This window comes from Actinomyces wuliandei (genome assembly GCF_004010955.1).
GTDB lineage: Bacteria > Actinomycetota > Actinomycetes > Actinomycetales > Actinomycetaceae > Actinomyces > Actinomyces wuliandei.
The window spans coordinates 2,548,817-2,570,103 of the sequence record NZ_CP025227.1 but is presented as its reverse complement, the minus strand read 5'-3'; the positions used below and the strand labels follow the sequence as shown (position 1 = coordinate 2,570,103).

Annotated in this window: 18 protein-coding genes; 9 read left to right on the top strand and 9 right to left on the bottom strand. The window is 69.1% G+C overall.

The genetic code is table 11. From position 1 onward, the window contains the following. Nucleotides 1-12 precede the first annotated feature (12 nt). Genes CWS50_RS10710 through CWS50_RS10700 form a run of 3 tightly spaced genes read left to right on the top strand, consistent with a single transcriptional unit; the run spans nucleotide 13 to nucleotide 4,303 of the window. On the top strand, nucleotides 13-939 hold the full coding sequence (locus tag CWS50_RS10710; RefSeq protein WP_127842777.1) for an ATP-binding cassette domain-containing protein: 927 nt from the start codon (nucleotides 13-15) through the stop codon (nucleotides 937-939). Next, nucleotides 936-2,498 carry an ABC transporter substrate-binding protein gene (locus CWS50_RS10705; RefSeq protein ID WP_127842776.1) on the top strand — a complete coding sequence of 521 codons (1,563 nt, stop codon included), beginning with the start codon at nucleotides 936-938 and terminating at the stop codon, nucleotides 2,496-2,498. Before CWS50_RS10710 ends, CWS50_RS10705 begins: the two co-directional genes overlap by 4 nt. Before the next feature lie 20 nt (nucleotides 2,499-2,518). After that, nucleotides 2,519-4,303, top strand: coding sequence for an ABC transporter permease subunit (locus CWS50_RS10700; protein ID WP_127842775.1), 1,785 nt, complete (start codon nucleotides 2,519-2,521; stop codon nucleotides 4,301-4,303). A 187-nt stretch (nucleotides 4,304-4,490) separates the two neighbouring features. Here CWS50_RS10700 and CWS50_RS10695 read toward each other — a convergent pair whose 3' ends face one another. The 3 genes from CWS50_RS10695 to CWS50_RS10685 form a co-directional block, all read right to left on the bottom strand. Beyond that, nucleotides 4,491-5,414 (bottom strand): glycine betaine ABC transporter substrate-binding protein, encoded by a 924-nt coding sequence (locus CWS50_RS10695; RefSeq protein WP_127842774.1) that lies wholly within the window; start codon nucleotides 5,412-5,414, stop codon nucleotides 4,491-4,493. A 79-nt stretch (nucleotides 5,415-5,493) separates the two neighbouring features. Then, nucleotides 5,494-6,342, bottom strand: coding sequence for an ABC transporter permease (locus tag CWS50_RS10690; protein ID WP_127842773.1), 849 nt, complete (start codon nucleotides 6,340-6,342; stop codon nucleotides 5,494-5,496). Next, on the bottom strand, nucleotides 6,339-7,643 hold the full coding sequence (locus CWS50_RS10685) for a quaternary amine ABC transporter ATP-binding protein (protein WP_127842772.1): 1,305 nt from the start codon (nucleotides 7,641-7,643) through the stop codon (nucleotides 6,339-6,341). The genes CWS50_RS10690 and CWS50_RS10685 overlap by 4 nt, the downstream gene beginning before the upstream one ends. Nucleotides 7,644-8,012: 369 nt before the next feature. Between CWS50_RS10685 and ilvA the strand changes: the two genes are divergently transcribed. Both ilvA and CWS50_RS10675 read left to right on the top strand, forming a co-directional pair. Then, nucleotides 8,013-9,683: a threonine ammonia-lyase, biosynthetic gene (gene ilvA / locus CWS50_RS10680; RefSeq protein ID WP_371855173.1), complete on the top strand. Its 1,671-nt coding sequence runs from the start codon at nucleotides 8,013-8,015 to the stop codon at nucleotides 9,681-9,683. Nucleotides 9,684-9,901: 218 nt separating this feature from the next. Continuing rightward, nucleotides 9,902-10,456, top strand: coding sequence for an NADPH-dependent FMN reductase (locus tag CWS50_RS10675; RefSeq protein ID WP_127842771.1), 555 nt, complete (start codon nucleotides 9,902-9,904; stop codon nucleotides 10,454-10,456). 83 nt (nucleotides 10,457-10,539) lie between these two features. Here the strand turns inward: CWS50_RS10675 and CWS50_RS10670 are convergent, their stop codons facing one another. Further along, nucleotides 10,540-11,148 carry a DUF1269 domain-containing protein gene (locus CWS50_RS10670; protein WP_127842770.1) on the bottom strand — a complete coding sequence of 203 codons (609 nt, stop codon included), beginning with the start codon at nucleotides 11,146-11,148 and terminating at the stop codon, nucleotides 10,540-10,542. A gap of 394 nt (nucleotides 11,149-11,542) precedes the next feature. Continuing rightward, complete coding sequence (locus tag CWS50_RS10665; RefSeq protein WP_127842769.1) at nucleotides 11,543-12,145, bottom strand: LysE/ArgO family amino acid transporter; 603 nt, start codon at nucleotides 12,143-12,145, stop codon at nucleotides 11,543-11,545. Nucleotides 12,146-12,200: 55 nt separating this feature from the next. Here CWS50_RS10665 and CWS50_RS10660 point away from each other — a divergent pair, with 55 nt between their 5' ends. Beyond that, nucleotides 12,201-13,136, top strand: a complete 936-nt coding sequence (locus CWS50_RS10660) for an ArgP/LysG family DNA-binding transcriptional regulator (protein ID WP_243118303.1) — start codon at nucleotides 12,201-12,203, stop codon at nucleotides 13,134-13,136. A gap of 293 nt (nucleotides 13,137-13,429) precedes the next feature. Beyond that, nucleotides 13,430-15,394, top strand: coding sequence for an ABC-ATPase domain-containing protein (locus CWS50_RS10655; RefSeq protein ID WP_206610411.1), 1,965 nt, complete (start codon nucleotides 13,430-13,432; stop codon nucleotides 15,392-15,394). A gap of 132 nt (nucleotides 15,395-15,526) precedes the next feature. On the opposite strand, the gene msrA is transcribed toward CWS50_RS10655, so the two are convergent. The 3 genes from msrA to trhA all read right to left on the bottom strand — a co-directional run bounded on the left by msrA (nucleotide 15,527) and on the right by trhA (nucleotide 17,854). Then, the gene (gene msrA / locus CWS50_RS10650; RefSeq protein WP_127842768.1) at nucleotides 15,527-16,237 is read right to left on the bottom strand and encodes a peptide-methionine (S)-S-oxide reductase MsrA; all 711 of its coding nucleotides are present in this window, start codon (nucleotides 16,235-16,237) and stop codon (nucleotides 15,527-15,529) included. A 157-nt stretch (nucleotides 16,238-16,394) separates the two neighbouring features. After that, nucleotides 16,395-16,880 carry a GreA/GreB family elongation factor gene (locus CWS50_RS10645; protein WP_127842767.1) on the bottom strand — a complete coding sequence of 162 codons (486 nt, stop codon included), beginning with the start codon at nucleotides 16,878-16,880 and terminating at the stop codon, nucleotides 16,395-16,397. Nucleotides 16,881-17,131: 251 nt separating this feature from the next. Beyond that, nucleotides 17,132-17,854, bottom strand: a complete 723-nt coding sequence (trhA, locus tag CWS50_RS10640) for a PAQR family membrane homeostasis protein TrhA (RefSeq protein ID WP_127842766.1) — start codon at nucleotides 17,852-17,854, stop codon at nucleotides 17,132-17,134. Between the two features lie 325 nt (nucleotides 17,855-18,179). On the opposite strand from trhA, the gene CWS50_RS10635 reads away from it, so the two are divergent. Beyond that, a complete protein-coding gene (locus CWS50_RS10635; RefSeq protein ID WP_127842765.1) occupies nucleotides 18,180-18,959 on the top strand; it encodes an isoprenyl transferase in 780 nt (259 codons plus the stop codon). 157 nt (nucleotides 18,960-19,116) lie between these two features. Next, entirely contained in the window at nucleotides 19,117-20,106 is a 990-nt protein-coding gene (locus CWS50_RS13860) for a restriction endonuclease (RefSeq protein ID WP_127842764.1), read from the top strand. A gap of 183 nt (nucleotides 20,107-20,289) precedes the next feature. Here the strand turns inward: CWS50_RS13860 and CWS50_RS10625 are convergent, their stop codons facing one another. Beyond that, nucleotides 20,290-21,234 (bottom strand): carbohydrate kinase family protein, encoded by a 945-nt coding sequence (locus tag CWS50_RS10625; protein WP_127842763.1) that lies wholly within the window; start codon nucleotides 21,232-21,234, stop codon nucleotides 20,290-20,292. Between the last annotated feature and the right edge of the window lie 53 nt (nucleotides 21,235-21,287).

The following is a 21,287-nucleotide window of genomic DNA, read 5'->3' as shown; positions in this document are numbered from 1 at the left end:
GAGGGCCTGAGGATGAGCAACGTCGTCCGCTCCTACCCGGACGGCTCCGGGGGTTTCCGCCCCGTCCTCGACGGTGTCAGTCTTGATCTTCCTGCCGGTCGCAGTGCTGCCCTCCTCGGACGCTCTGGATGCGGAAAGACCACCTTGCTTCGTGCGCTGCTGCTTCTGGACGTTCCGGGACCGAAGGACTCCGGGGAGATCCTGCTCGACGGCACTCCCGTGCGCCGACGCAGCGCGCGTCGTCTGCGCTCCTACCGACGGGTCGTCCAGTACGTCCCCCAGGACGCTGCTAGCAGCCTCGACCCCCGGCTCAGGGTCGTGTCGCAGGTCACCAGACCCATGCGGACTCTGGGGGTCCCAGGGAGCCGGGAGGAGCACACGGCCGCTGCCGAGGACCTTCTCACTCGTCTGGAGCTTCCTCGGCAGGTGTGGCGCTCTCGTCCGCACGAGCTCTCTGGCGGGCAGGCTCAACGTGTTGCGATCGCCCGTGCCCTGGCGCCAGCCCCTCGTCACCTTCTTCTTGACGAGCCCGTGTCAGGGCTCGATCCTGCACTGAGACGCCAGGTCCTGGAGCTCCTGGCGGGGATTGGTGCAGACCTGGCTGACGAGGAGACCATAGCCCAGCCCCAGCACGTACCAGCAGAGCAGCAAGACCGTCCCGCCCCGGCCCTGGACTGCGCCCGTCCCGCCCCGGCCCTGGACTGCGCCCGTCCCGCCCCGGCCCTGCTTGTTGTCTCCCACGACCTAGCGGCTGTCGCCCGTATCTGCAGCCGCGGGATCGTCATGGACGGCGGGGTTCTCGTCGAGGACGCGCCGATGGGTGACCTTCTGACCGCCCCGTCCCATCCCGCCTCCCGTGCCCTGCGTGACGCCGTGCCCACCCTGCCTTCCCCGCAGGGCGCCTACCAGCCTCAGCAACCTGCAAGGAGACAGATATGAACACCTCCGCACCGGTCCCCACCCGTCGCCAGGCGATCGCGATGCTAGGCATAGGAGCAGGTGCTGTCCTGGCCGCAGGCTGTGGCGGTGGCCCGTCCGAGGCCGCCGACGGCCGTGTCCGCATCGCCATGTTTAATACGCCGCGTGCCAGTATGAGCCCCTTCTCCGACGACGCGTTCATGCTGACCAGGTGGTCGTGCGCCGAGACCCTGGTCAATCTCGACGCCGAGGGCGAGCTGGTCGAGGCGCTCGCCTCCTCCTGGGAGCGCACCGACGACACCACGTGGCGGTTCACTGTCCGCGAAGGGGTCACCTTTCACGACGGAAGCGCCTTGACCGCGGAGCAGGCGGCTGCCTGCATCGACTTCGCGGCCAGCCACCCTGAGGCGCCCCGTATCCTCGACGACGTCGAGCTAAGCGTCACCGCCGAGGGCAGCGAGGTCGTCGTCACCACGGCCGAACCCGACCCGCTGCTCCCGCAGCGCCTATCCAGCCCCAGCATGGTGATCCTCGCCGAGGGAGCCTACCCCGACGCCTCTGACGGCGTCATTGACCCTATCGGCTACGGGACCGGGCCCTTCAGACTGACTGCGGTCAACGGGACGGCTACCGCCACCTTGGAGCGCTATGAGGACTACTGGGGAGAGGCCGCCACCGCGTCAGGCATCGACGTGTCCTTCGTGCCTGACGGCACCGCACGTGGCTCCGCCCTGCGCACCGGTGAGGCCGACGTGGTCGAGGCGGTCCCCTTCTCCCAGGTCGCCAACCTTGACGAGTCGCTCCTGCACGAGATCGTCACGCCGCGAACCCTGACCCTCTACCTCAACACCGCCGAGGGCGTCTTTACCGACAAGGGCCTCAGAGCCGCCGTCAGGGACGCTATCGAGCCCACCGAGCTCACCGGCACCGTCTACGAGGGCTACGCCGACGTCGCGCCCGGTCTGTTCGGCCCGGCACTGACGTGGGCCGAGGAACTGCGGTCCTGGGGCACCACGTCCTTTACCGGGGCCAAGGGCGCTGGTGCTACGGACCAGGTTCCCGGGGCCGCCAAGGCTGCCAAAGTTCCCGAGGGGACCACCATCACGATCGGTACCTACAGCGACCGTCCCGAGCTCGAGGAGGTCCTGGTCGTCATCACGGCCCAGCTGGAGAGGGCAGGGTTCACGGTCACGAACGACGTGCGCGAGTACGAGCAGATCGAGTCCGACGCCCTGGCGGGAGCCTTCGACGCCTTCCTCCTGTCACGCGGCACGGTTCTGGACTCTGGGGACCCGGTGGCCTACATGGAGTCCGACTTCTCCTCCGACGGGTCGTTCTCACTGTGCTTCCTCAAGGACACGAAGGTGGACGCCGCGCTGGACAAGGCCGCCGCGCTGGAGGCCGGGGACGAGCGGCGCAAGGCCATCATCGCTGCGGAGAAGGCGATCCTCGCCACCGGAGCGGCCGTCCCCCTGGTCAACGAGCGCCTGCTCCAGGGGGAGGCGGCAGGGCTTACCGGTGCCGAGCGGGACCCGTACACCAGGGCGCTGATTACCGCCTCCACGGCGGTCGGGCAGTGAGTCAGGCAGCAGGTGGGCTGATGGCCCGGGTGGCAGGCAAGGTGGTGGGTCTCCCGCGCAGGGCCCGCCGCCGCTACGACGGGGTGGTTGTGGCCTCCCGGGTGCTCGCCTTTAGCGGACTGGTGGCCTTGGTGGGGATGCTGCCGTGGCTGTCAGCCAACGATCCTGCCTTGACCATCCTGCGGGCAACCTCTGACGAGCGTGAGCCCACCCCGGAGGCGCTGGAGGCCATCCGGGAGCGGCTGGGTCTGGGCGACGGTCCCCTGGGCAGCATCGGCCACTGGCTGGGAGGTGTCCTCCGCGGCGACCTGGGTACGTCATGGGTGTCGGGCGGTGACGTCGCCCCCGGTACGCTGGACGCCTTCAGCGTGTCCCTGGACCTCATGGGGGCGGCCCTCCTGGTGTCCCTCCTTGTCGCGACACTGCTTACCCTGCCAGCCATGCGGGCCGGGCTGCGGGGGGAGCCCCGTCCCCAGGGCGGGGCCGTCGCGGCCCTCCTGACCTCGCTGCCGGAGTACCTCCTGGCCCCGGTGCTCCTACTGGCGCTGGCGGTCTATGCTGGGCTGCTGCCACCTTACGGATGGGGACGGGCTGCCCAGGTGGTGCTGCCAGCCCTCACCCTGGGTCTGCCCGGCGGCGGTCTCCTGGGCGGTCTGCTTGCCGACGCCGTCACGGCGACCTTCAACGAGCGGTGGGTGGCTACCTGGACCACTACTGGCATATCCCGCGCCGCCCTGGCACGGGCGGTGCTGCGTCGCGCCCTGGCGCCCCTGTGCGGCCAGGTGGGCCTGGTGGTGGTCGGGCTGACCGGGGGTGTGGTGGCCACCGAGCAGATCTTCGCGATCCCCGGGATCGGCAGGATGCTCCTGAGCTCGGCCACCGCGCAGGACGTCCCCTCCCTCCAGGCGGGGATCCTGCTCCTGCTGGCGCTGGCCGTAGGAGCAGGTGCCCTGGCAGAGCTGGTCCGTCGGTGGCTGCTGGGGGCAGCCGTCGGGACCCCGCTGCCCGCGCCTCCCCCTGTGCGCCGTCCGGGGCGTAGTGCGGGCGTCATCGCCGTGCTCGGGTCGGTGGTCCTGATAGGGATAGTCTGTGCGGGGATCGGCCGGAACCCGCTGGCCACCGGCTACGAGCGGCTAGAGGTACCCAGCCTGGCCCTGCCGCTGGGAGGTGACGCCCTGGGGCGTGACGTCCTGGCCCGCGTGGCCCACGGGGCGGTCTCCACCACGACCACCGCCCTGGCTGTGTGCCTCGCGTGCTTCCTGGTGGCCATGCTGCTGGGGCTGGTGCCTCGTGCCGCCATGGGCTTCACCGAGGTCGCCAACGCGGCCCCGCCGGTCCTGGCGGGACTGGTCGTGGCGGCCGTGACAGGTCCGAGCGCCCTGGGCGCCGCCGTGGCGGTGGGCTGCGTGGCGTGGGCGCCACTGGCGTCACACGCCGGCTCGCTCGTGCGCGAGGTCTGTCAGCGGCCCGATGTCGCCCTGGCCCCGGTGCTGGGAGAGGGAAGGGCGCGGATCACCCTGACGCGGGTGGTGCCTGCCATCGCCCCGCCCCTGGCACGTCACGCCGCCCTGCGGCTGCCGGGGATCGCCCTGGCGCTGGCCGGTCTGGGCTTCCTCGGCCTGGGCGCACAGGCCCCCACGCCGGACTGGGGACTGGCGCTGTCCGAGGCCCTGCCCTACATCGAGCGGGCGCCGTGGGCTGTTGCCGCCCCTGCCTCGGCCCTGGTGGCGCTCGCGGTGACAGCCGTGGCCGCCTCCCGGGTGAATATGTCCGTCGAGCGGCGTCGCGGCGGCGGGGACGGCTGAGCCCGGCTACGGGGGCTTGACAGGCTGGGGGGCTGAGACCAAGCGAGTAGGGTCGGCCTCAGCCCCAGCGTCGCACCGGCCCAAGTGGCCCTGTCGCACAGCATCAAGGACCGCGTACAGCCGTGCCCGTCCCGGACCACGCAAGGGACTGGTCCGGGACGGGCACGGCTGGTCTGCTGCGCTGCGCTCAGATGCTCAGCGAGTCGCGGAAGTCGGAGTTGTCCTCCAACCAGGTGCGGGCTGACCCCTCGTTGTCCGTGCCCTCGTTCTCGTTGAGCATGAGATCCTCCAGGGAGCTGAGCTGCTCGTCGGTGATCGTGAAGTCCGTGAACAGGGTGGCGATCTCAGGCATGTCGTCGGACAGGCCCTGGCGCCCCAGCGCGTGGATCTGCTCGGCGTCGCCGAAGGCGTTCTCGGGATCCTCCAGGTCGCGGATCTCGTAGGCGCTGTAGGCCCAGTGCGGGCTCCACAGGGTGACGACGATATTGTCGCCCTTGCTCATGGCGCCCTTGAGCTCGGCCAGCATGGCTGAGGTGGAGGAGGTGGTGAACTCCATCGTGTCCAGGCCGTAGGTGGGGATGACCGACTCCTCGGTCTGGGTGGTGATACCCGCACCCGCGTCGATTCCCACGATCCTGTTGTCAAAGTCGGAGGCGGAGTTGGCCAGCTCGGCGATAGAGGTGATGGGGGCGGAGTCGTTGACCGCCAGGGCGAGCTTGGCGTTGGTGTACCAGGCGCCGAAGTCCTCGACCTTGTCACCGTACTGGTCCATGTAGGACTCGTGGGTGGTGGGCAGCCAGGCGTCGAGCATGAGGTCGTAGTCGCCGTTGGCCAGGCTGCTGTAGGCGACGCCGACGTCGGCGTCAGACAGGGTGACGTCGTAGCCCTCGTCGGTGAGGATGACCTTGAACAGGTTAGAGATGGCGATGCCCTCGTCCCAGCCCGCGGGCACGCCGATGGTTAGTGACTTGCTGGAGGAGCCGTCGGAGGAGCCACCGGAGGATCCACAAGCGGCCAGGCCGGTGGCGGCCAGCACGCTGCTGCCGACGGCCAGGGCGTGGCGGCGGGAGATGCCGGGTGGGGTCAGATGGTTGCTCGGGCGGTTGCCCATGGTGATTCCTTTCAGTTCAGGGACGGTGAGGGCAGTGGCTGGCGAGTGGCGCAGCAGGTGCGGCAGGCAGAGGCAGGCCTCAGCGGGAGCCCCAGCTGCGGGAGCCGAAGGCGGCGGTCACCCGGTCCAGGTAGACGGCCAGGAGCACGACGGACAGGCCGGCCTCGACCCCCAGGCCCACGTTGACCCGCTGCAAGGCGGTGACGACGTCGGAGCCCAGGCCGCCGGCGCCCACCATGCCCGCGATAACGACCATGGACAGGGAGAGCATGATGACTTGGTTGACCCCGCCCATAATCGTCGCCCGGGCCAGTGGCAGCTGGATCTGGTAGAGGATGCGGGTGGGGGTGGCACCGAAGGCCTGGCCGGCCTCGACGACCTCCTTGTCCACCTGACGGATGCCCAGCTCGGTGAAGCGCACGCCGGGGGCGATGGCGAACATGATGGTGGCCACCACTGCCGGGACAATCCCCACGCGGAAGATGACGACGAAGGGGATGAGATAGACGAAGGCGGGCATCGTCTGGAGGAAGTCCAGCACGGGGCGGACGGCGCGGGACACGACTGTGTTCCGGGAGGCCCAGATTCCCAGGGGGATCCCGATGACGAGAGCGAAGAAGGAGGACACGAGCACCAGGGAGAGGGTGTCCATGGCGTTGTCCCACTGGTCCATGCCGTAGATGACCAGGAAGCCTGCGGCGGCGCTGAGGCCGCCCAGCCACCCACGGGCCACCCAGGCGAGCGCCGTCAGGACGATGATGACCAGCCAGAACGGGGGCGCACCCAGGAGCCAGTCGACGCCGTCGAAGCAGCTCTGGATGAGTGCGGAGACACCGTCAAAGAACGCCTCCCAGGCTGTGGTGACCCAGTCGACCGCTGCGTCGGCCCAGTCGCCGACGGGGATCCGGAAGTAGGGGCTGGAGCTCATCGTGCGTACTCTCCGTCCTTCTGCGGCTCGTCCCGGTCGTCCGCGGTGCTCTCGGGGGTGCTCCCGGTGACCTCCTTAGGGCTGTCGGGCCCGGCGTCGGTCTCGCTGCCTCCCGCCAGGGCCTGGAGCATGGCGACGCGCCGTACGATCCCTTGGAAGATGCCGTCCTCGTTGGTGACGGCCAGCGGTAGACGAGCCTCGACGGAGGCGGCGAACATCTCGTTGAGCGTTGTCCCTGGTTGCACTGCTGAGTCGTCGGGGTGGATGAATCCGTCGGCCACCTTCCTGGACGTCTCCCTGGGGGCCGTCCCCTCCCGCAGGCTGGTGGCCAGCTCCTCGGCGTAGACGGAGCCGAGCAGGCGCCTGGTGCCGGACTCCACTACGTAGGCGCCCTCCACCTTGGCGTCGTTGAGCAGCCGCAGCGCCACCTTGAGGCCGTCGCCAGGCCGGATGACCACTGGCGGGCTCTCCACCAGGGACTCCGCCGTGAGCACGCGGGAGCGGTCGACGTCGGAGACGAACCGGGCGACGTAGCTGTTGGCGGGGTCGGAGAGGATCTCCTCGGCGGTGCCGATCTGGTCGATCCGCCCGTCACGCATGACGGCGATCCGGTCGCCCAGGAACATGGCCTCGTTGAGGTCGTGGGTGATGAAGACGATCGTCTTGCCCAGGCTCGCCTGGAGGTCGAGGAGCTGGACCTGCATGTCACGCCTGATGAGGGGGTCCAGCGCGGAGAAGGCTTCGTCCATGAGCAGGATGTCCGTGTCGGCGGTCAGCGCCCGGGCCAGCCCCACCCGCTGCTGCATGCCGCCGGACAGGGCAGAAGGCATGGAGGTCTCCCAGCCCTTGAGCCCGGTCAGCTCCAGGGCGCGCAGCGCCTTCTCCTCGCGCTCCTGCCTGTCCACGCCCTGAATCTCCAGGGGGTAGGCTGCGTTGGCCAGCACGCTGCGGTGCGGCAGAAGGGCGAAGTGCTGGAAGACCATGGAGATCTTCTCCCTGCGCACAGTGCGCAGGTCCTTCTCCGACAGGTCCGCCAGGTCCTGGCCGCCAATGGTGATGTGCCCCGAGGTCAGGGGCAGCAGGCCGTTGAGCATGCGCAGCAGGGTCGACTTGCCCGATCCTGACAGGCCCATGACCACGAAGGTCTCTCCCTGGCGCACGTCAAAGCTGGCGTCAATGACTGCCGCCGTCCCCAGGCGGGCGACGTCCTCACGGCTGCTCCCGGCCTGGAGCTCCTCAACCGCCTGTCTCGATGACCGTCCGAATACCTTGTACACGTGTTCTGCGCTGAGTGCGCTCACACGGTCCCCTTCCGTTGATGATGACTCCGCCCGGCGACGTCAGCACAATTTATACGGCATCATGGCGGAGGTGGTGAGCCGTCGACAACTTGCTCACGACGGCCTCCAGCCTAGCGTGATCAGTCTCGACTGTCTGTCGTTTTGGCGTCATTCCGGCATTCTGGCCTCTCCTGGCTGGGTGGCTGGACTCGGGTTTCTTGTTGTGAGGACCTGGGAAAGCTCCGGTCGGCGACGAGGTGGCGGTGTGGTCGATTTCATAACATCGCGGTTTCCCTGGCTGAGGACCGCGGGGGTCCCGCAGGTGGGTGTGCGCCCCTGGTGCAGAGTCGCGTTTCCGTCCTTGTGCCCTGATCGTCTAAGGTGGATTGAGTGAGTTTCCCACAGGCTGACGGCGCCCTCGGGCGCGACCAGGGCGGCGGGTCTCGAGGTGCTGCGGGCTCGGCCGTGACGGACCCTGCTGCGGTGGAACCTGCCGCCAGGGCCGCTGCGACGAGTGCTGCTGGCCCCACCGGCTGGACCAGGTCGGAGTACCTCAAGGAGATCCTGCGTGCTCCGGTCTACGAGGCGGCCGAGCACACTCCCCTCCAGTCCATGGAGGCTCTGTCCTCCCGTCTGGGCTGCACGGTCCAGGTCAAGCGGGAGGACCTCCAGGCCGTCCACTCCTTCAAGATCCGTGGTGCCTACAACGCCATGAGGTCCTTGGGGGAGCAGGAGCGCTTGAGGGGCGTGGTAACCGCCTCAGCTGGCAACCACGCCCAAGGAGTGGCCCGCTCAGCGACCCTGCTGGGGATGCGGGCGCTCATTGTCATGCCCACGGTGACGCCCAGGATCAAGGTTGATGCCGTGCGCTCGCTAGGAGGGGAGGTCCGCCTGGCGGGGGACAACTTTGACGCCGCCAAGGCTGAGGCGCTGCGGACGGCCCGGGAGGAGGGCCTGACCTACGTCGCCCCCTTTGACGACCCCCGGGTGATCGCGGGGCAGGGCACGGTGGGCCTGGAGCTCATCCAGCAGGACGCCGACCTGGACTGTGTCTTCGTGCCTGTGGGTGGAGGAGGCCTGGCGTCGGGGGTCGCCGTCCTGGTCAAGCAGCTCATGCCGGAGATCAAGGTCATCGGTGTCGAGCACGAGGAGTCGGCCTGCCTGCGCGCCGCCGTCCTGGCCGGCCAGCCGGTGACCCTGACCCGGGTGGGACTGTTTGCCGAGGGCGTGGCTGTGAGACGTGTCGGGGAGGAGACCTACCGGCTGTGCTCCGAGCTGCTCGATGATGTGGTGACTGTCTCCTCCGACGAGGTCTCGGCGGCGGTGCGCGACATCTTTGAGGACGTGCGGGCCATCTCCGAGCCCTCCGGGGCCATCGCCCTGGCAGGCCTCAAGCGCTACGCCTCCGACCACGACCTGCGCGGTCAGCGCCTGGCCTGCGTCCTGTCGGGGGCCAACCTCAACTTCCACCAGCTGCGCTACATCTCGGAGCGCTCCGAGATCGGCGAGCAGCGGGAGGCGATCCTCGGGGTGAGGATCCCTGAGGAGCAGGGGTCCTTCCTCCGGTTTGCCACCGTGCTGGGAGGGCGCTCCGTCACCGAGTTCAACTACCGGTTCTCAGCCAGTCGAACCGAGGCCGAGCCCGCCCGGGTCTTCGTGGGCGTGCGTACTACCGGGGGCTACCAGGAGCGCGCCGAGATCATGGCGGACCTGGAGGAGGCAGGCTACAGCGCCATCGACCTGACAGAGGACGAGCTGGCCAAGGTCCACGTACGCTCCATGATCGGGGGGCGCGCGGCGGTGGGGGTGTCGGAGAGGCTCTTCTCCTTCCTGTTCCCGGAGTCCCCCGGGGCCCTGCTGCACTTCCTGGAGATCCTGGGGACGCGCTGGAACATCACCCTGTTCCACTACCGTACCGACGGTGCTGACTACGGGCGCATCCTGTGCGCCTTTGCCGCCGGTCCTGATGACGCCGCGCTGACCGAGCACATGGACCGTCTGGGATACACCTACAACGAGGAGACTGCTGACCCTGCGGCCCGTTTCTTCCTGGGGCGCTGAGGCGGCTGCCCGGCCGGTCCCGGGCTGGTTGCGGGACTGTGCGGAGTCCGTACAGGGCGAGACGGGTGACTGTGGTGGGTGTCATTGAACAGGCTCTGGCGGGTCCGGGTATCAGGTCCTAAGGTGATTCATGGACCAAGTATCCCGGTGGGCGAGCGCCAGGAAGGCCTGAGTGCTCGCCGTCCTTTCTCATTTTCTGTCCTGCCAAGGAGAACACTATGACGCGTGTCGCCGTCGTTGTCGGCTCTGTCCGCCCTAACCGGATCGGTACCTCCATTGCCCAGTGGGTCGTGGACCAGGCCAGTACCGTGGAGGGGGTTGAGGCCGAGCTGGTTGACATCGCCGCATACGACCTCCCGTTCTTTGCCGAGGAGCTCCCCCCGATGGTGGGTGCCCCCACGAACGAGGCTGGTGCTGCCTTCAACCAGGCGCTGCAGGTCTTTGACGCGGTGGTGTTCGTGGCCCCAGAGTACAACTACTCCATCCCGGGTGCCCTGAAGAACGCTATTGACTACCTGGAACCGAAGGCCCTGGCGAACAAGGGAGTGGGGCTGGTGGGCTACTCCTACTCCAACGGCATCCGTGCCGTGGAGCATCTCAAGCAGATCGTCACCGGGTTCGGCGGGGCGGTCGCCAGCCCGCAGGTCTACCTCTCCCTCAACACCGACGTCGCCGATGGGGCCTTCGCCCCGGCCGCCTACCACGACGGTGAGGTTCCCGCCATGGTGCAGGCAGTCGTCGCCCGTAGCGAGGCACTGGCCGCCCTGCGGTGAGTCTGAGGGTGCTGTCCCCGGGGCGAGGTTGTGCCGGGGACAGCACCTTGTGAGGCCCGACCGGGTGCGGTGCCGCCTGGATGCTAGCTTCCGATGCGGAGCCGGGACCTGAGCGCGTTGATCCTCTCCTCGATCTTCTCCTTGCGCTCAGTGCGCTTCTCCTCGCGCATCACCCGGCGGGCCTCTGCCTGGGCTGCCTCGGCTGCCGCGTGCGCGGACTCCAGCTCGGTGAGGACCTCATCGACGGAACGGCGGTGCACAGTACCGCCCAGGGGCGTCATGACGGAGTCCACGACCTCGGTGGCAAACTCGGTGACCTCGGCCAGGAGCGCAGTCTGGCCCGGGGGAACAGCGTGGGAGAACTCCGCGAGGACCTCCGCGCCGCGGTCCGCCCGCCTGATGTCGACCGAGCTGCCGATCAGCGCCCCCGCACCCCAGCCCAGCAGCATTCCCAGTGGCCCGCCCAGGACACCGATCAGCATCCCGACTAGGCTTCCGGTGGCGACCCCGTAGTCGGCGTTGTTGTCCCTGCGGTCCCGGATGCGCAGCTGCCCGTCCGTGGTGCGCTCGATGACGGCTGCCCCTGCCAGGCCTATCCTTTCCTGCTCAGAGGCCTGACGCAGTTCACTGAACGCCTGGTAGGCCTTTGACTCCTCCGAGAAGGTCACGGCAATCACGTTGTTGCTGGCCATGGTTGATGCTCCTGATTCTTCCTCAAGGACGTGAGCACATCTGTGCGTGCTGCCTAACAGGGTCTGACGTTAGTGCCTGATTTCTGCCGGGTCGAGATATCACCGTGCGGGGTGTCAGCACGGCTCACCTGGAGCATATGACGGCCTGATAACGAAAATTCTCTCAAGCCCTGGGAATGCGGCTGATTATCCTGGAGCGGGAGGGGCGGCTGGTCACCGGTCGGTCTCACAAGGCTCTCCAACTGAGACAATTCTTTTTAGTGAAGTCGGGTAGGAACGAGCCGCAGCGTTGTGCGTCGCAGGCTCTCTGGCGGGTCCCAATCGGTATGGCTCACCCAACCGGACCAATAGGTACCTGCACGCCTGCCGTGCCCGGGCTCGGGTGGGGTGTCCCCTACCCTGCGGCGACCAGATGCACAGCCACCGTGACCATGACAACCCCCACGAGGACGTCCAGCACCCGCCAGGTCGCGGGCCGGGTCAGGGGCCGAGACAAGGCGCGCGCACCTAGTCCTAGCCCAGTGAACCACACCGCAGAGGCCGCGATCCCGCCTGCGGCGGCTACCCACCGGGCTGGGCCGAACTGGTTGGTCACCGAGCCCATCATGAGGACGGTGTCCAGGTAGACGTGAGGATTGAGCCAGGTCAGCGTCAGCGTCGTCACCGCGACCGAGGTGGCGGGCCTGGTGGTGTCGGCTTCCAGGCTGGAGGGTCTGAGGGCGGAGCGGAAGGAGGTGAGAGCGAAGCCCAGCAGGTAGACCACCCCGCCCCAGCGCAGCACCTCCAGCACCCAGGAAGCTATGGAGGACACCGCGTTCACCGCGCCGGTGCCGACGAGGATGAGGACCACGTCGGATGCGGTGCAGATCGTGATAACCAGGCCGATGTGCTCACGGCGCACGCCCTGGCGCAGGATCCAGGCGTTCTGGGCGCCGATGGCGACGATGAGGCCCAGACCGGTACCGAAGCCGGTGAGGGCGGGGGAGATGAGATCCATGGGAACGACGCTAGAGTCTCGACGGAGTGAAGCCAAGCGCGATAGTCTTCATATCGTGAAGAACGTCTTCATGCACCCGGACCAGATGGCGGCCCTCGTAGCCGTGGCGGACACCGGTTCCTTCGACCGTGCGGCGAGTTGCCTGGGAGTGTCCACCTCGGCGGTGTCCCAGCGCATTCGGGCGCTGGAGTCTGGGCTGGGTCGGGTACTCCTACGTCGAGGTGCGCCGTCGACGGTCACTGAGACGGGTGCGACAGTCCTGCGCTACGCGCGCCAGCAACAGCTTCTGGCCGGGGAGATGACCACAGAGCTGGGGCTGGAGGCTGAGGCGGGGGACCCGGGAGGGCAGGGAGAAGGACCCGTCGAGCTGCCTGTGGCTGTCAACGAGGACTCGCTGGCGACGTGGTTTCCGGCGGTCTTCACTGAGGCTGCCCGGTGGTCCGACGTGCGGCTGCGCCTGGTGGCTGCTCACGAGGGACGCACCGCTGAGCTCCTGCGGGACGGTGGTGTCATGGCGGCTGTCTCGGCTGGGTCCGGACCCGTGGCGGGGTGTCGCAGCGAGCCCCTGGGCGAGGTGTCCTACCTTCCGGTAGCCGTGCCCGCTCTCCTGGAAGGGGTAGGTCTGGAGGGGGACGGAGACCGTGGCGCACCGGGTGGGGAGAGGGAGCGGGCACGCCTGTCCCGGCTTCCTGTCCTGCGCTTCGACGCGGTCGACGACCTGGAGGACCTGGTGCTGGAGGCATCGGGGCTGCCGCTGGGCCTTCCCGGGCCGAACGTGCCCGGGGCGGAGGCCTACACCCAGGCGCTCCTGGCAGGCATGGGCTGGGGACTCCTGACTCGGTCCCAGGCGGCACGCAACCCCGGTCTGGTGGCTGTTCCGGGGCTGGTCCCGGTGGTGCGCGAGCTGACCTGGTACCGGTGGCGCCTGCGCTCAGTCCTTCTGGACCGTCTTACCGATGCCGTCCACCGGGCCTTCGGCACCTCGGCCTGAGCCTGCTGCACATCTTCACAGTGGGCACCAGCGTACAGGTGCGACACAGGTGTGGAAAGGCGGCGGAAGGACGGTGGTCGGCACCAGTGGGAGGCCGTAGACCAGGCCGAAGATGTGCAGCATGGGGTGCGCTGCACATCTTCACCTCCGCCTCGGCGTGTTGAAGGCTCAGCACCCGCGCAGGACCACCACGCTGTTGGCTGTCTGTGTTTGGGAGACAGCCTGAAGATGTGCAGCAAGTAGCCATAGTGTCCTCTCGGCCGTGGGCCTGGGACGCAGGTTAAGGTGCGGGTATGAGCGAGCGCGACGGGCACAGAAGCAGGCCCCGCCCAGGTGGCAGAAGTGAGTACAGGGACGGAGGCCGTTCCCGTCAGGGGCACCGTGACAGTCGTCGGTACGAGCGCCGGGACGGGCGTGGTCACGGCGGCTACCGTGGCCGCCGCGACTACGGGAGTGACTGGCAGAGTAACCGCCGCGACCGTGACGAGCCGCGTGACGGTCTTCTGGCTGATCTCGTGGGCCACCTCCGCGCTCTGGACGGCCGCTCCTACGCCGCCTACAAGGCGGTTGTGGGGCGCTACGAGGCGCCCGGGGGGTGGGTTCTCCACGTAGACAAGGTCCAGCCCGATCCTTTCGCCCCGCCCACGCGGATCCACGTGGACGTGCCAGCGGACCTGCCTGAGCTGACCCTGCTTGAGGATGAGAGGCTGCTGGCCACTGCCGACCGGCGCCTGGCTGTGAGTGACTTCCTTACCCGGGAGCTGCACGCATGCTTTCGCGGTACAGACCTGTCGATCGCGGCCCCTGGGCAGGAGATCCTGGAACGCTCTAGCGTCGTCCTGCGCAGGGGCTCTGAGTCTGACTCCGGGGCTGAGGTTGAGGCTGCAGGGCCGGCGCGGGGTGACGAGCCCGCTGCCTCGGCTGCCGGGTGGACTGTCGAGGTGCGCGCCCGCATCGCCCTGCCGGCGCAGGGCCGCTCCATTCAGGGGCACGCCGCCTCCCGGATCGTGGAACGTGACCTGGTGCGCGAGCTGGAGACGGCCCTGGACCTGAGCGGGGAGAGAGCGCAGCGCCTGCTTGCCCACGTCGCCGCTCTGGAGGACCACCGCGCTCTGACGGAGGTCGTGCGGCAGCAGGGTTGGGTGGCTTTCTTGGCCGACGGTTCCGTCCTGCCGCGTCGCTCCGGGGTCAGCGATGAGCCCCTGACTGAGGGCGTTGCCCTGGTTGCCCCGGACTCCCTGGCTGCCACGGTCGAGCTGCCGCACGCCGGGACAGTGCGCGGAACCGTTGTCGGGGCCGGGGTGACCCTGGTCGTCGGCGGTGGATACCACGGCAAGTCCACCCTCCTGGGGGCGGTGGAGCGTGGCGTCTACCCGCACGTGCCCGGGGACGGACGTGAGCTTGTGGCTACTCTTCCTGAGGCTGTCAAGGTCCGTGCCGCCGACGGCCGCGCGGTGACCGGGGTGGACCTCAGCCCGTTCATCTCCCACCTGCCTGGTGGGCGCGACACTGTCTCCTTTACCACGCGCAACGCCTCAGGCTCCACCTCCCAGGCGGCCTCCATCGTCGAGGCGGTTGAGGCCGGGGCGAGCGTCCTGCTGCTGGACGAGGACACCTCCGCCACCAACCTGCTGATCCGAGACTCCCGCATGCGTCGGCTTGTCGCCGACGAGCGCGAGCCCATCACGCCCCTGGTGGACCGCATCGGGGCGCTGGCCCGCTCACGCGGGGTATCCACGGTCATGGTCATGGGCGGCTCCGGGGACTACCTGGACGTGGCCGACCGAGTCCTGCTCATGGACTCCTACCACCTGCGTGACGCCACCGACCAGGCGCGGCAGGTAGCGGCTGGCCAGCCGCGTGCCCTGACTGCCCTGGAGGACTTCCCCACTCCGACGGCGCGCGTCCCGCGTCCCGCCCCACCGCGGACCAGGCGAGGGCCCTCGCGCACGCGGGCGCTGGGCACCCGGGCTGTAGTCCTGGACCGCGAGGAGGTCGATGTCTCCGACGTGGCTGGTGTCGTGGACCCGGGGCAGGCTGAGGCGCTGGCGTACGCTCTGCGGGCACTGCTGGAGCAGCGGTTTGACGGGGAGTCCTCGCTGGACGAGTGCCTGCGGGACCTGGACGCGCTGCTGGACGACGAGAGCCTGGACGCCTTTGCCCAGGGACCCTGGGACCGCCCAGCATTTCTGGTGCGTCCCCGGATGGTGGATGTCGCGGCTGTCGTCAGCCGCTACCGGGGTCTGGAGCTGGCCTAGTCGTCTGGGTTGGGTGCGCGGGTCGGCTCACACAACAGAAACGTCATAGGACAACCTGGCACCGTGTTGTCCTATGACGTTTCTGTTGCCTGGGAGCGTGGCGGCGCGCCGGAAGGTACCCGCTAGGCGGCTCTAGACAGCCTGTGGTGGGAGCACGTCTACCTGGGCGGGCAGGTCGGCGACCCCCACCGGGCAGGTCACGCCGTGCGGGCCGTGGTTACAGTATCCGCCCGGGTTCTTGTGCAGGTAGCCTTGGTGGTAGTCCTCCGCCAGGTAGAACGGCCCGCCGAAGTCCGCGTACAGCTGCTCAGCGGCGTCGATGGTCGTGACGCACCGGCCCTGCCCCAGCCGGGCCAGCTCCCCCTGGAAGGCCTGCCTCAGTGCCAGGGCTGTGGCGTGCTGGGCGGCGGTCGTGGTCCACACCGCAGAGCGGTACTGGGTGCCGACGTCGTTACCGTGGCGGTTGAGCCGGGTGGAGTCGTGGTTCTCCCAGAAGACCTTGAGCAGGGACTGGCCGCCCTCGCCGCAGACGGCGGGGTCGTAGACGACCCGGACTGTCTCAGCGTGCCCGGTGGCACCGGTGCACACTTCCTGGTAGGTGGCGTTGGGCGTCGTTCCGCCCATGTAGCCCACGGCGGTGGAGACCACGCCCTCCTGCTGCCACAGGAAGCGCTCGACGCCCCAGAAGCAGCCACCAGCCAGGTAGAGGACCTGAGCCCCCTGGGGCCAAGGGCCGTCTAGCGGGGTACCGAGGACCACGTGGCTACCAGGATCGGGTAGTACCGGGTTCTCGCGGCCGGGAAGCGTGGTGCTTCGGGAAAGGCGGGCTGGGTCCAGGGTCATGGGCACAGTCTAGTCCCCGGTACACGACTGTCTGCACGTTGGAGGAGCGCCTACGCCGGACCACCGGCTGTAGCCCCGGGCGCACGACTGGCTGCGGTGTCCAGCCGTTGCCGTGACGGTCCCAGGTGCCTGTCCGGGCAGGCACGGCCCCGGATGCTCACACCCTCTGGACGTCGAGGATCTCCGCGGAGATCGTGCGACCGTTGGGCGCCTCGTAGGAGACGGTGTCACCAGCGCGGTGCCCCATCAGAGCCTGCCCCAGCGGGGCGTCTGGCGAGAACACCTTGACGCCGTCGGGGACGTCGGCGGTGATCTCCTGGCCTCCCAGGGCGAAGACCTGGTCCTTGCCGGCGATCCTCGCCGAGACGATGGTGCCGGCGGAGACGGTGCCGTCGTCGGCGGCCTGTCCGATCTGGGCGTTGTCCAGGGTCTCCTCCAGCTGGATGATACGGGCCTCGTTGAGGCCCGCCTCCTCCCGGGCAGCGTGGTACCCGGCGTTCTCCCGAAGGTCGCCCTCCTGGCGGGCGGCCTCGACCCGCTGGGCGATCTCCTTGCGCTCGGTGGTCCTGCGGTGCTCCAGCTCGGCGGCCAGTCGGTCAAAAGCCTCCTGGGTGAGCCAGGTACCCTGCGTCTGCTCAGACATACGTCCTCCTGAAGTGGTCGGGTGGTGGCATCACGCTCCCGCTGGCGGCAGCACGGGCACGAGGGCGACGCTCGGTCGTGCTGGGCGGGGACCAAGCGGGCTTAACGGGCGAGTCTACGCCGTAAACTGGGAGATCTCTGGGAGACAAGGGTGCGCAGTGGCCAGGTGGCTCCGACATTCCTGCCGTGACCTGCGCGAACGAGGAAAGTGAGACCAGCGGTACATCCCCGCTTGATGTGGTCGTGTCCGGGTCAGAGCACGGCCAGGAGGCAGGCAGTGTAGTGGCAGGCCCAGGCCGCCACGGTGCAGGCGTGGAAGATCTCGTGGAACCCGAACCACCGGGGGAAGGGGTCGGGCCTCTTGCGCGCGTACACCACGGCGCCCACCGTGTAGGTCGTCCCTCCTGCCGTGAGCAGCCACACGACCGCCGGGCCTCCAGCGCTCCAGAACTGTGGCAGGAACCAGATCGCAACCCACCCCAGGGCCAGGTAGAGAGCAGTGGTGAACCACCGGGGAGCGCTCATCCACAGCAGGTTCGTGGCTGTCCCGACGGCGGCACCGACCCAGACGATGCCCAGGACCAGGGCTGCGGTCGACGGGGGGAGGAGCGCCACGGACAAGGGGGTGTAGGTCCCGGCGATCAGCAGGTAGATGTTGGCGTGGTCGATACGGCGCAGGACCGCGGTGACGCGTCGTGACCAGTGGCCGTTGCCGATGTGGTAGATGCCAGAGTTGGTGAACAGCAGCAGGGAGCAGGTGAGGTAGACGGCGCAGGCCCAGGTCAGTGCCGCTCCTGGGGCGAGGACTGTCAGCGCGGTACAGGCGACCAGGGCGAGGGGAGCGGTGGCAGCGTGGATCCAGCCACGGAGACGGGGCTTGACCGTGACAAGCAGCGAGGCGGTGGCGTCGACGGCGCCGCGTGTCTCCGCCACGAGGGGTCGGCGACGAGGTGGCCTTGCTGCGGAGCCGACCATAGGCGTCCTCCTGGATCTTCTGGGCGCAGGGCGCGACTGGCGTGTCCGTGCCGACAGGTGCAGGCTACGGGCACGTAGGTTACGTTAGCGTAGGTTTCCGGTGCTGCTGCGAGGGGGGCGGTGAGGTGCCTGACACGTGCTCCCGACGGTTGTGCTGCCACTGCACGGACCGTGACGGGGCGCGAGAAGGCGGGTCCACGCTACCGTTGGACCTGGGCAGCACCCGTCAGGTTCCGCACCCGGGTTGGGGTGCCCCAGGGCCTCCCTGGGGTAGATGCGGGGGCTGCCGGGAAGTGCCCAGGACACCCACGAGGTAAGGAGCGGCATGGCAGGCGACAGCATCGTCTACAACCTCTACGAGCGCCGTCTGGCCGCGCGGGTTGACCCGACCCGGGTCCCGCACCACGTGGGTGTCATCCTCGACGGCAACCGTCGGTGGGCAAAGTCCATGGGTGTTGGCGCCGCTCACGGGCACAAGCGCGGGGCGGACAAGATCCAGGAGCTCCTCGGCTGGGCGGAGCAGGCAGGGGTGCGGGTCGTGACCCTGTGGCTGCTGTCTACGGACAACCTCTCCCGTGACCCGGCTGAGCTCCACCCTCTTCTGGACATTATCGTCCAGGCTGTGCGAGAGCTTGCCGCCACCGGGCGGTGGACGCTGCGCCTGGTGGGGGCCGTCGAGCTGCTTCCGGAGTCCGTGGCGCTACGTCTGCAGGAGGCGGTGGGCGCTGATCCTCAGGACGGTGACGCCCGGGAGGGCGGGCGAGTCCAGGTCAACATCGCCGTCGGCTACGGGGGGCGTCAGGAGATCGCTGACGCTGTGCGGAACCTGCTGCGGGAGCGGGCCCAGGAGGGGGCCAGCCTGGAGGACGTGGCCTCCTCGCTGAGCGAGGAGGACATCACTGCCCACCTCTACACCAGAGGCCTGCCCGACCCTGACCTGCTTATCCGCACCTCCGGGGAGCAGCGGCTGTCGGGCTTCATGCTGTGGCAGTCGGTGCACTCCGAGTTCTACTTCTGCGACGTCAACTGGCCCGCCTTCCGTCGCATCGACTTCCTGCGCGCCCTGCGTGACTACACCGGGCGGGAGCGTCGCCTGGGGAGGTGAGGCGGGAGCGCGCAGGGCTGCTCCGGGTCCCGGCGCCGTCGTGACGGCGATACCGTGACGGCGATACCGTGACAGGGCTGCCGCAGCGGGCCGTGCCCGTGCCGCAAGTCCGTCGGCCTTGCCCGCCAGTGCTGCCGGGCACCCTTAGACTCTGGCCATGGTCATCGCAGCCCTGCCCGAGGACGACGGGACGCGTGCGCACCAGGCTGGGACGGCCGACACGGCGCAGCGGGCCGCCCAGCCCTCGTGGGAGCAGCTCCTGGTTCCGCTCCTGCGCCTGCTCAATGACGGCAGGGTGCAGCAGCTGAGGGTCCTGCAGCAGGTCCTGACCGGCCACGGCCCGGCACATCACCTTGGGCCTGCGTCGGCCCTGTCGGGGCACAGTGCCAGTGACGACCGTGTGTCCCTGGCTGTGGCCCACCTGGCCCGTGCCGACGCCGTCGAGCGGCCCTCGCGCGGCCAGTACCGCATCACTGAGACCGGTCGCCAGATCCTGGCTGAGTTTCCTGACGGCCTTACTCAGGCGGAGGTGGAGGAGCTGGCCGGCTACGCCGCGACCAGGCGGCGCTCGGCGGGCAGGCACGAGCGGGTCCGCCTGGTCGTCGAGGAGCCTGGTGGGCGCACGACCACGGTCGACGCGGTGCACCAGATCGGCGACGGGCTGGAACGTCTCCGGGAGACGGTGACGGCCGAGCTGCTCCAGCGGCTTCACGCCCAGGACCTGGAGGCTTTCGGGGCGACGGTGCTGACGCTCCTGGAGGCCATGGGGTACGGCGCGCAGGGGCGCAGGCCGCTGCTGGAGCTCACTCAGGACGGGGGTGTCGAGGCCGTGATCGACGACGACCCTCTCGGGCTGAGCCGCATCTACCTGCAGGCCAAGCGCCTTGCGCCCACGGGGATGCCGACGGGCCGTCCCGTCGTCCAGGCCTTTGTCCGAGAGGTCCAGCGACGGGGACTGGTGCAGGGAATGTTTGTCACCACCGGGCGCCTGACAGCGGACGCGTGGACGCACGCGCAGCGGGCCACCAGCCGTGTCCTGCTGGTTGACGGGGAGGCCCTGGCCTGCCTGATGATGCGTTACAGCGTCGGTGTCAGGCCCTACGAGACCCTCCGGCTCCTGGAGGTGGACGAGGAGTTCTTCGCCTAGCTCCCAGGTGCCCCGGTCTCAGGACCGCCTGTCACTGTCCGGCCTCTGGGGCGCAGGACGACCGGGCGCCAGGACGGGTGCCTGCTCCTGCCTCCTGGTCCCGCCCAGCCGACAGGGTGGCTTGTCAGGTCAGGGTGAGCAGGATGACTCGGCAGGTACTGCGGGCCCCGAGGGGGCGGCCTCTCAGCCCAGCTCGGCCCGGGTGGGAGGGTTGGCGCCGGGACGTGCGACCGTGATGTCGGCGATGCGGGCGGCGTGGCGCACGATCCTCTCCAGCGCGGCCGCGTCCACGGCACGCAGGGCCTCGCGGCGGTCGGCGCCTACCAGGTCCTCGCTCCACAGGGCGTCCTCCAGGCCACCCATGAAGGAGTCGCCGGCCCCCACGGTGTCAGCGACGACGACGTCAGGATCGGCAGGCACCTCCACGCGCAGGCCGGAGCCGGTCAGCGCCAGCGCGCCCTTCTTGCCACGGGTCACGACGACCACGGCGGCCCCCAGGCCCAACCAGCGACGCAGCACCTCCTCTGTGTCCGCGTCGGGGCCGTAGAACCAGGCGATGTCCTCGTCAGAGCACTTGACCAGGTCGGCGAGGGCGACGATGCGCTCGACGATCGCACGGGCGTGCTCGGGACTGCCCATGAGCTGGGGGCGGGCGTTGGGGTCGTAGGCGATGGTGGAGGTGGCACGGTAGTCGCGCAGCACCTGCTCCACGGTGGAGCGCCCCGGCTCCAGCACGGCGGCAATCGACCCGGTGTGGACCAGGACAGGGGGCTCAGCGCCCTCGGGGCGTGCGGGGTAGGGCGGGTTCCAGTCCAGGTCAAAGACGTAGGTGGCGGCCCGGTCCTCCCCGATGGTGGCCTGGGCCGTGGAGGTACGGGCCGCGCCGTCGGCCCCGGCGCTCAGGCGGACGCCAGCGGCCTCCAGGTGGGAGCGCACCGCCTGACCGCGCTCGTCGGTGCCGATCCAGCAGGTCAGCTCGGTGTCACGGCCCAGCCGGGCCAGCCCCAGGGCGACGTTGGCCGGAGACCCTCCGGGGATGTCCACGGGCTTCTGCCCGGGGTGGATAACAACGTCGACCAGTGCCTCTCCGATGGACAGGGCGGTTCCTTGGCGGCCGGGGGCGGTCATGCTGACTCCTTCGTGCTGGACCGGGGGTTCGATGGTGCGTCGTGGCGGGCAGG

Coding starts and splice junctions, on each gene's coding strand:
- CWS50_RS10710 (WP_127842777.1), top strand. CDS start 13: ATGAGCAACGTCGTCCGCTCCTACCCGGACGGCTCCGGGGGTTTCCGC.
- CWS50_RS10705 (WP_127842776.1), top strand. CDS start 936: ATGAACACCTCCGCACCGGTCCCCACCCGTCGCCAGGCGATCGCGATG.
- CWS50_RS10700 (WP_127842775.1), top strand. CDS start 2,519: ATGGCCCGGGTGGCAGGCAAGGTGGTGGGTCTCCCGCGCAGGGCCCGC.
- CWS50_RS10695 (WP_127842774.1), bottom strand. CDS start 5,414: ATGGGCAACCGCCCGAGCAACCATCTGACCCCACCCGGCATCTCCCGC.
- CWS50_RS10690 (WP_127842773.1), bottom strand. CDS start 6,342: ATGAGCTCCAGCCCCTACTTCCGGATCCCCGTCGGCGACTGGGCCGAC.
- CWS50_RS10675 (WP_127842771.1), top strand. CDS start 9,902: ATGACGCGTGTCGCCGTCGTTGTCGGCTCTGTCCGCCCTAACCGGATC.
- CWS50_RS10670 (WP_127842770.1), bottom strand. CDS start 11,148: ATGGCCAGCAACAACGTGATTGCCGTGACCTTCTCGGAGGAGTCAAAG.
- CWS50_RS10665 (WP_127842769.1), bottom strand. CDS start 12,145: ATGGATCTCATCTCCCCCGCCCTCACCGGCTTCGGTACCGGTCTGGGC.
- CWS50_RS10655 (WP_206610411.1), top strand. CDS start 13,430: ATGAGCGAGCGCGACGGGCACAGAAGCAGGCCCCGCCCAGGTGGCAGA.
- msrA (WP_127842768.1), bottom strand. CDS start 16,237: ATGACCCTGGACCCAGCCCGCCTTTCCCGAAGCACCACGCTTCCCGGC.
- CWS50_RS10645 (WP_127842767.1), bottom strand. CDS start 16,880: ATGTCTGAGCAGACGCAGGGTACCTGGCTCACCCAGGAGGCTTTTGAC.
- trhA (WP_127842766.1), bottom strand. CDS start 17,854: ATGGTCGGCTCCGCAGCAAGGCCACCTCGTCGCCGACCCCTCGTGGCG.
- CWS50_RS10635 (WP_127842765.1), top strand. CDS start 18,180: ATGGCAGGCGACAGCATCGTCTACAACCTCTACGAGCGCCGTCTGGCC.
- CWS50_RS13860 (WP_127842764.1), top strand. CDS start 19,117: ATGGTCATCGCAGCCCTGCCCGAGGACGACGGGACGCGTGCGCACCAG.
- CWS50_RS10625 (WP_127842763.1), bottom strand. CDS start 21,234: ATGACCGCCCCCGGCCGCCAAGGAACCGCCCTGTCCATCGGAGAGGCA.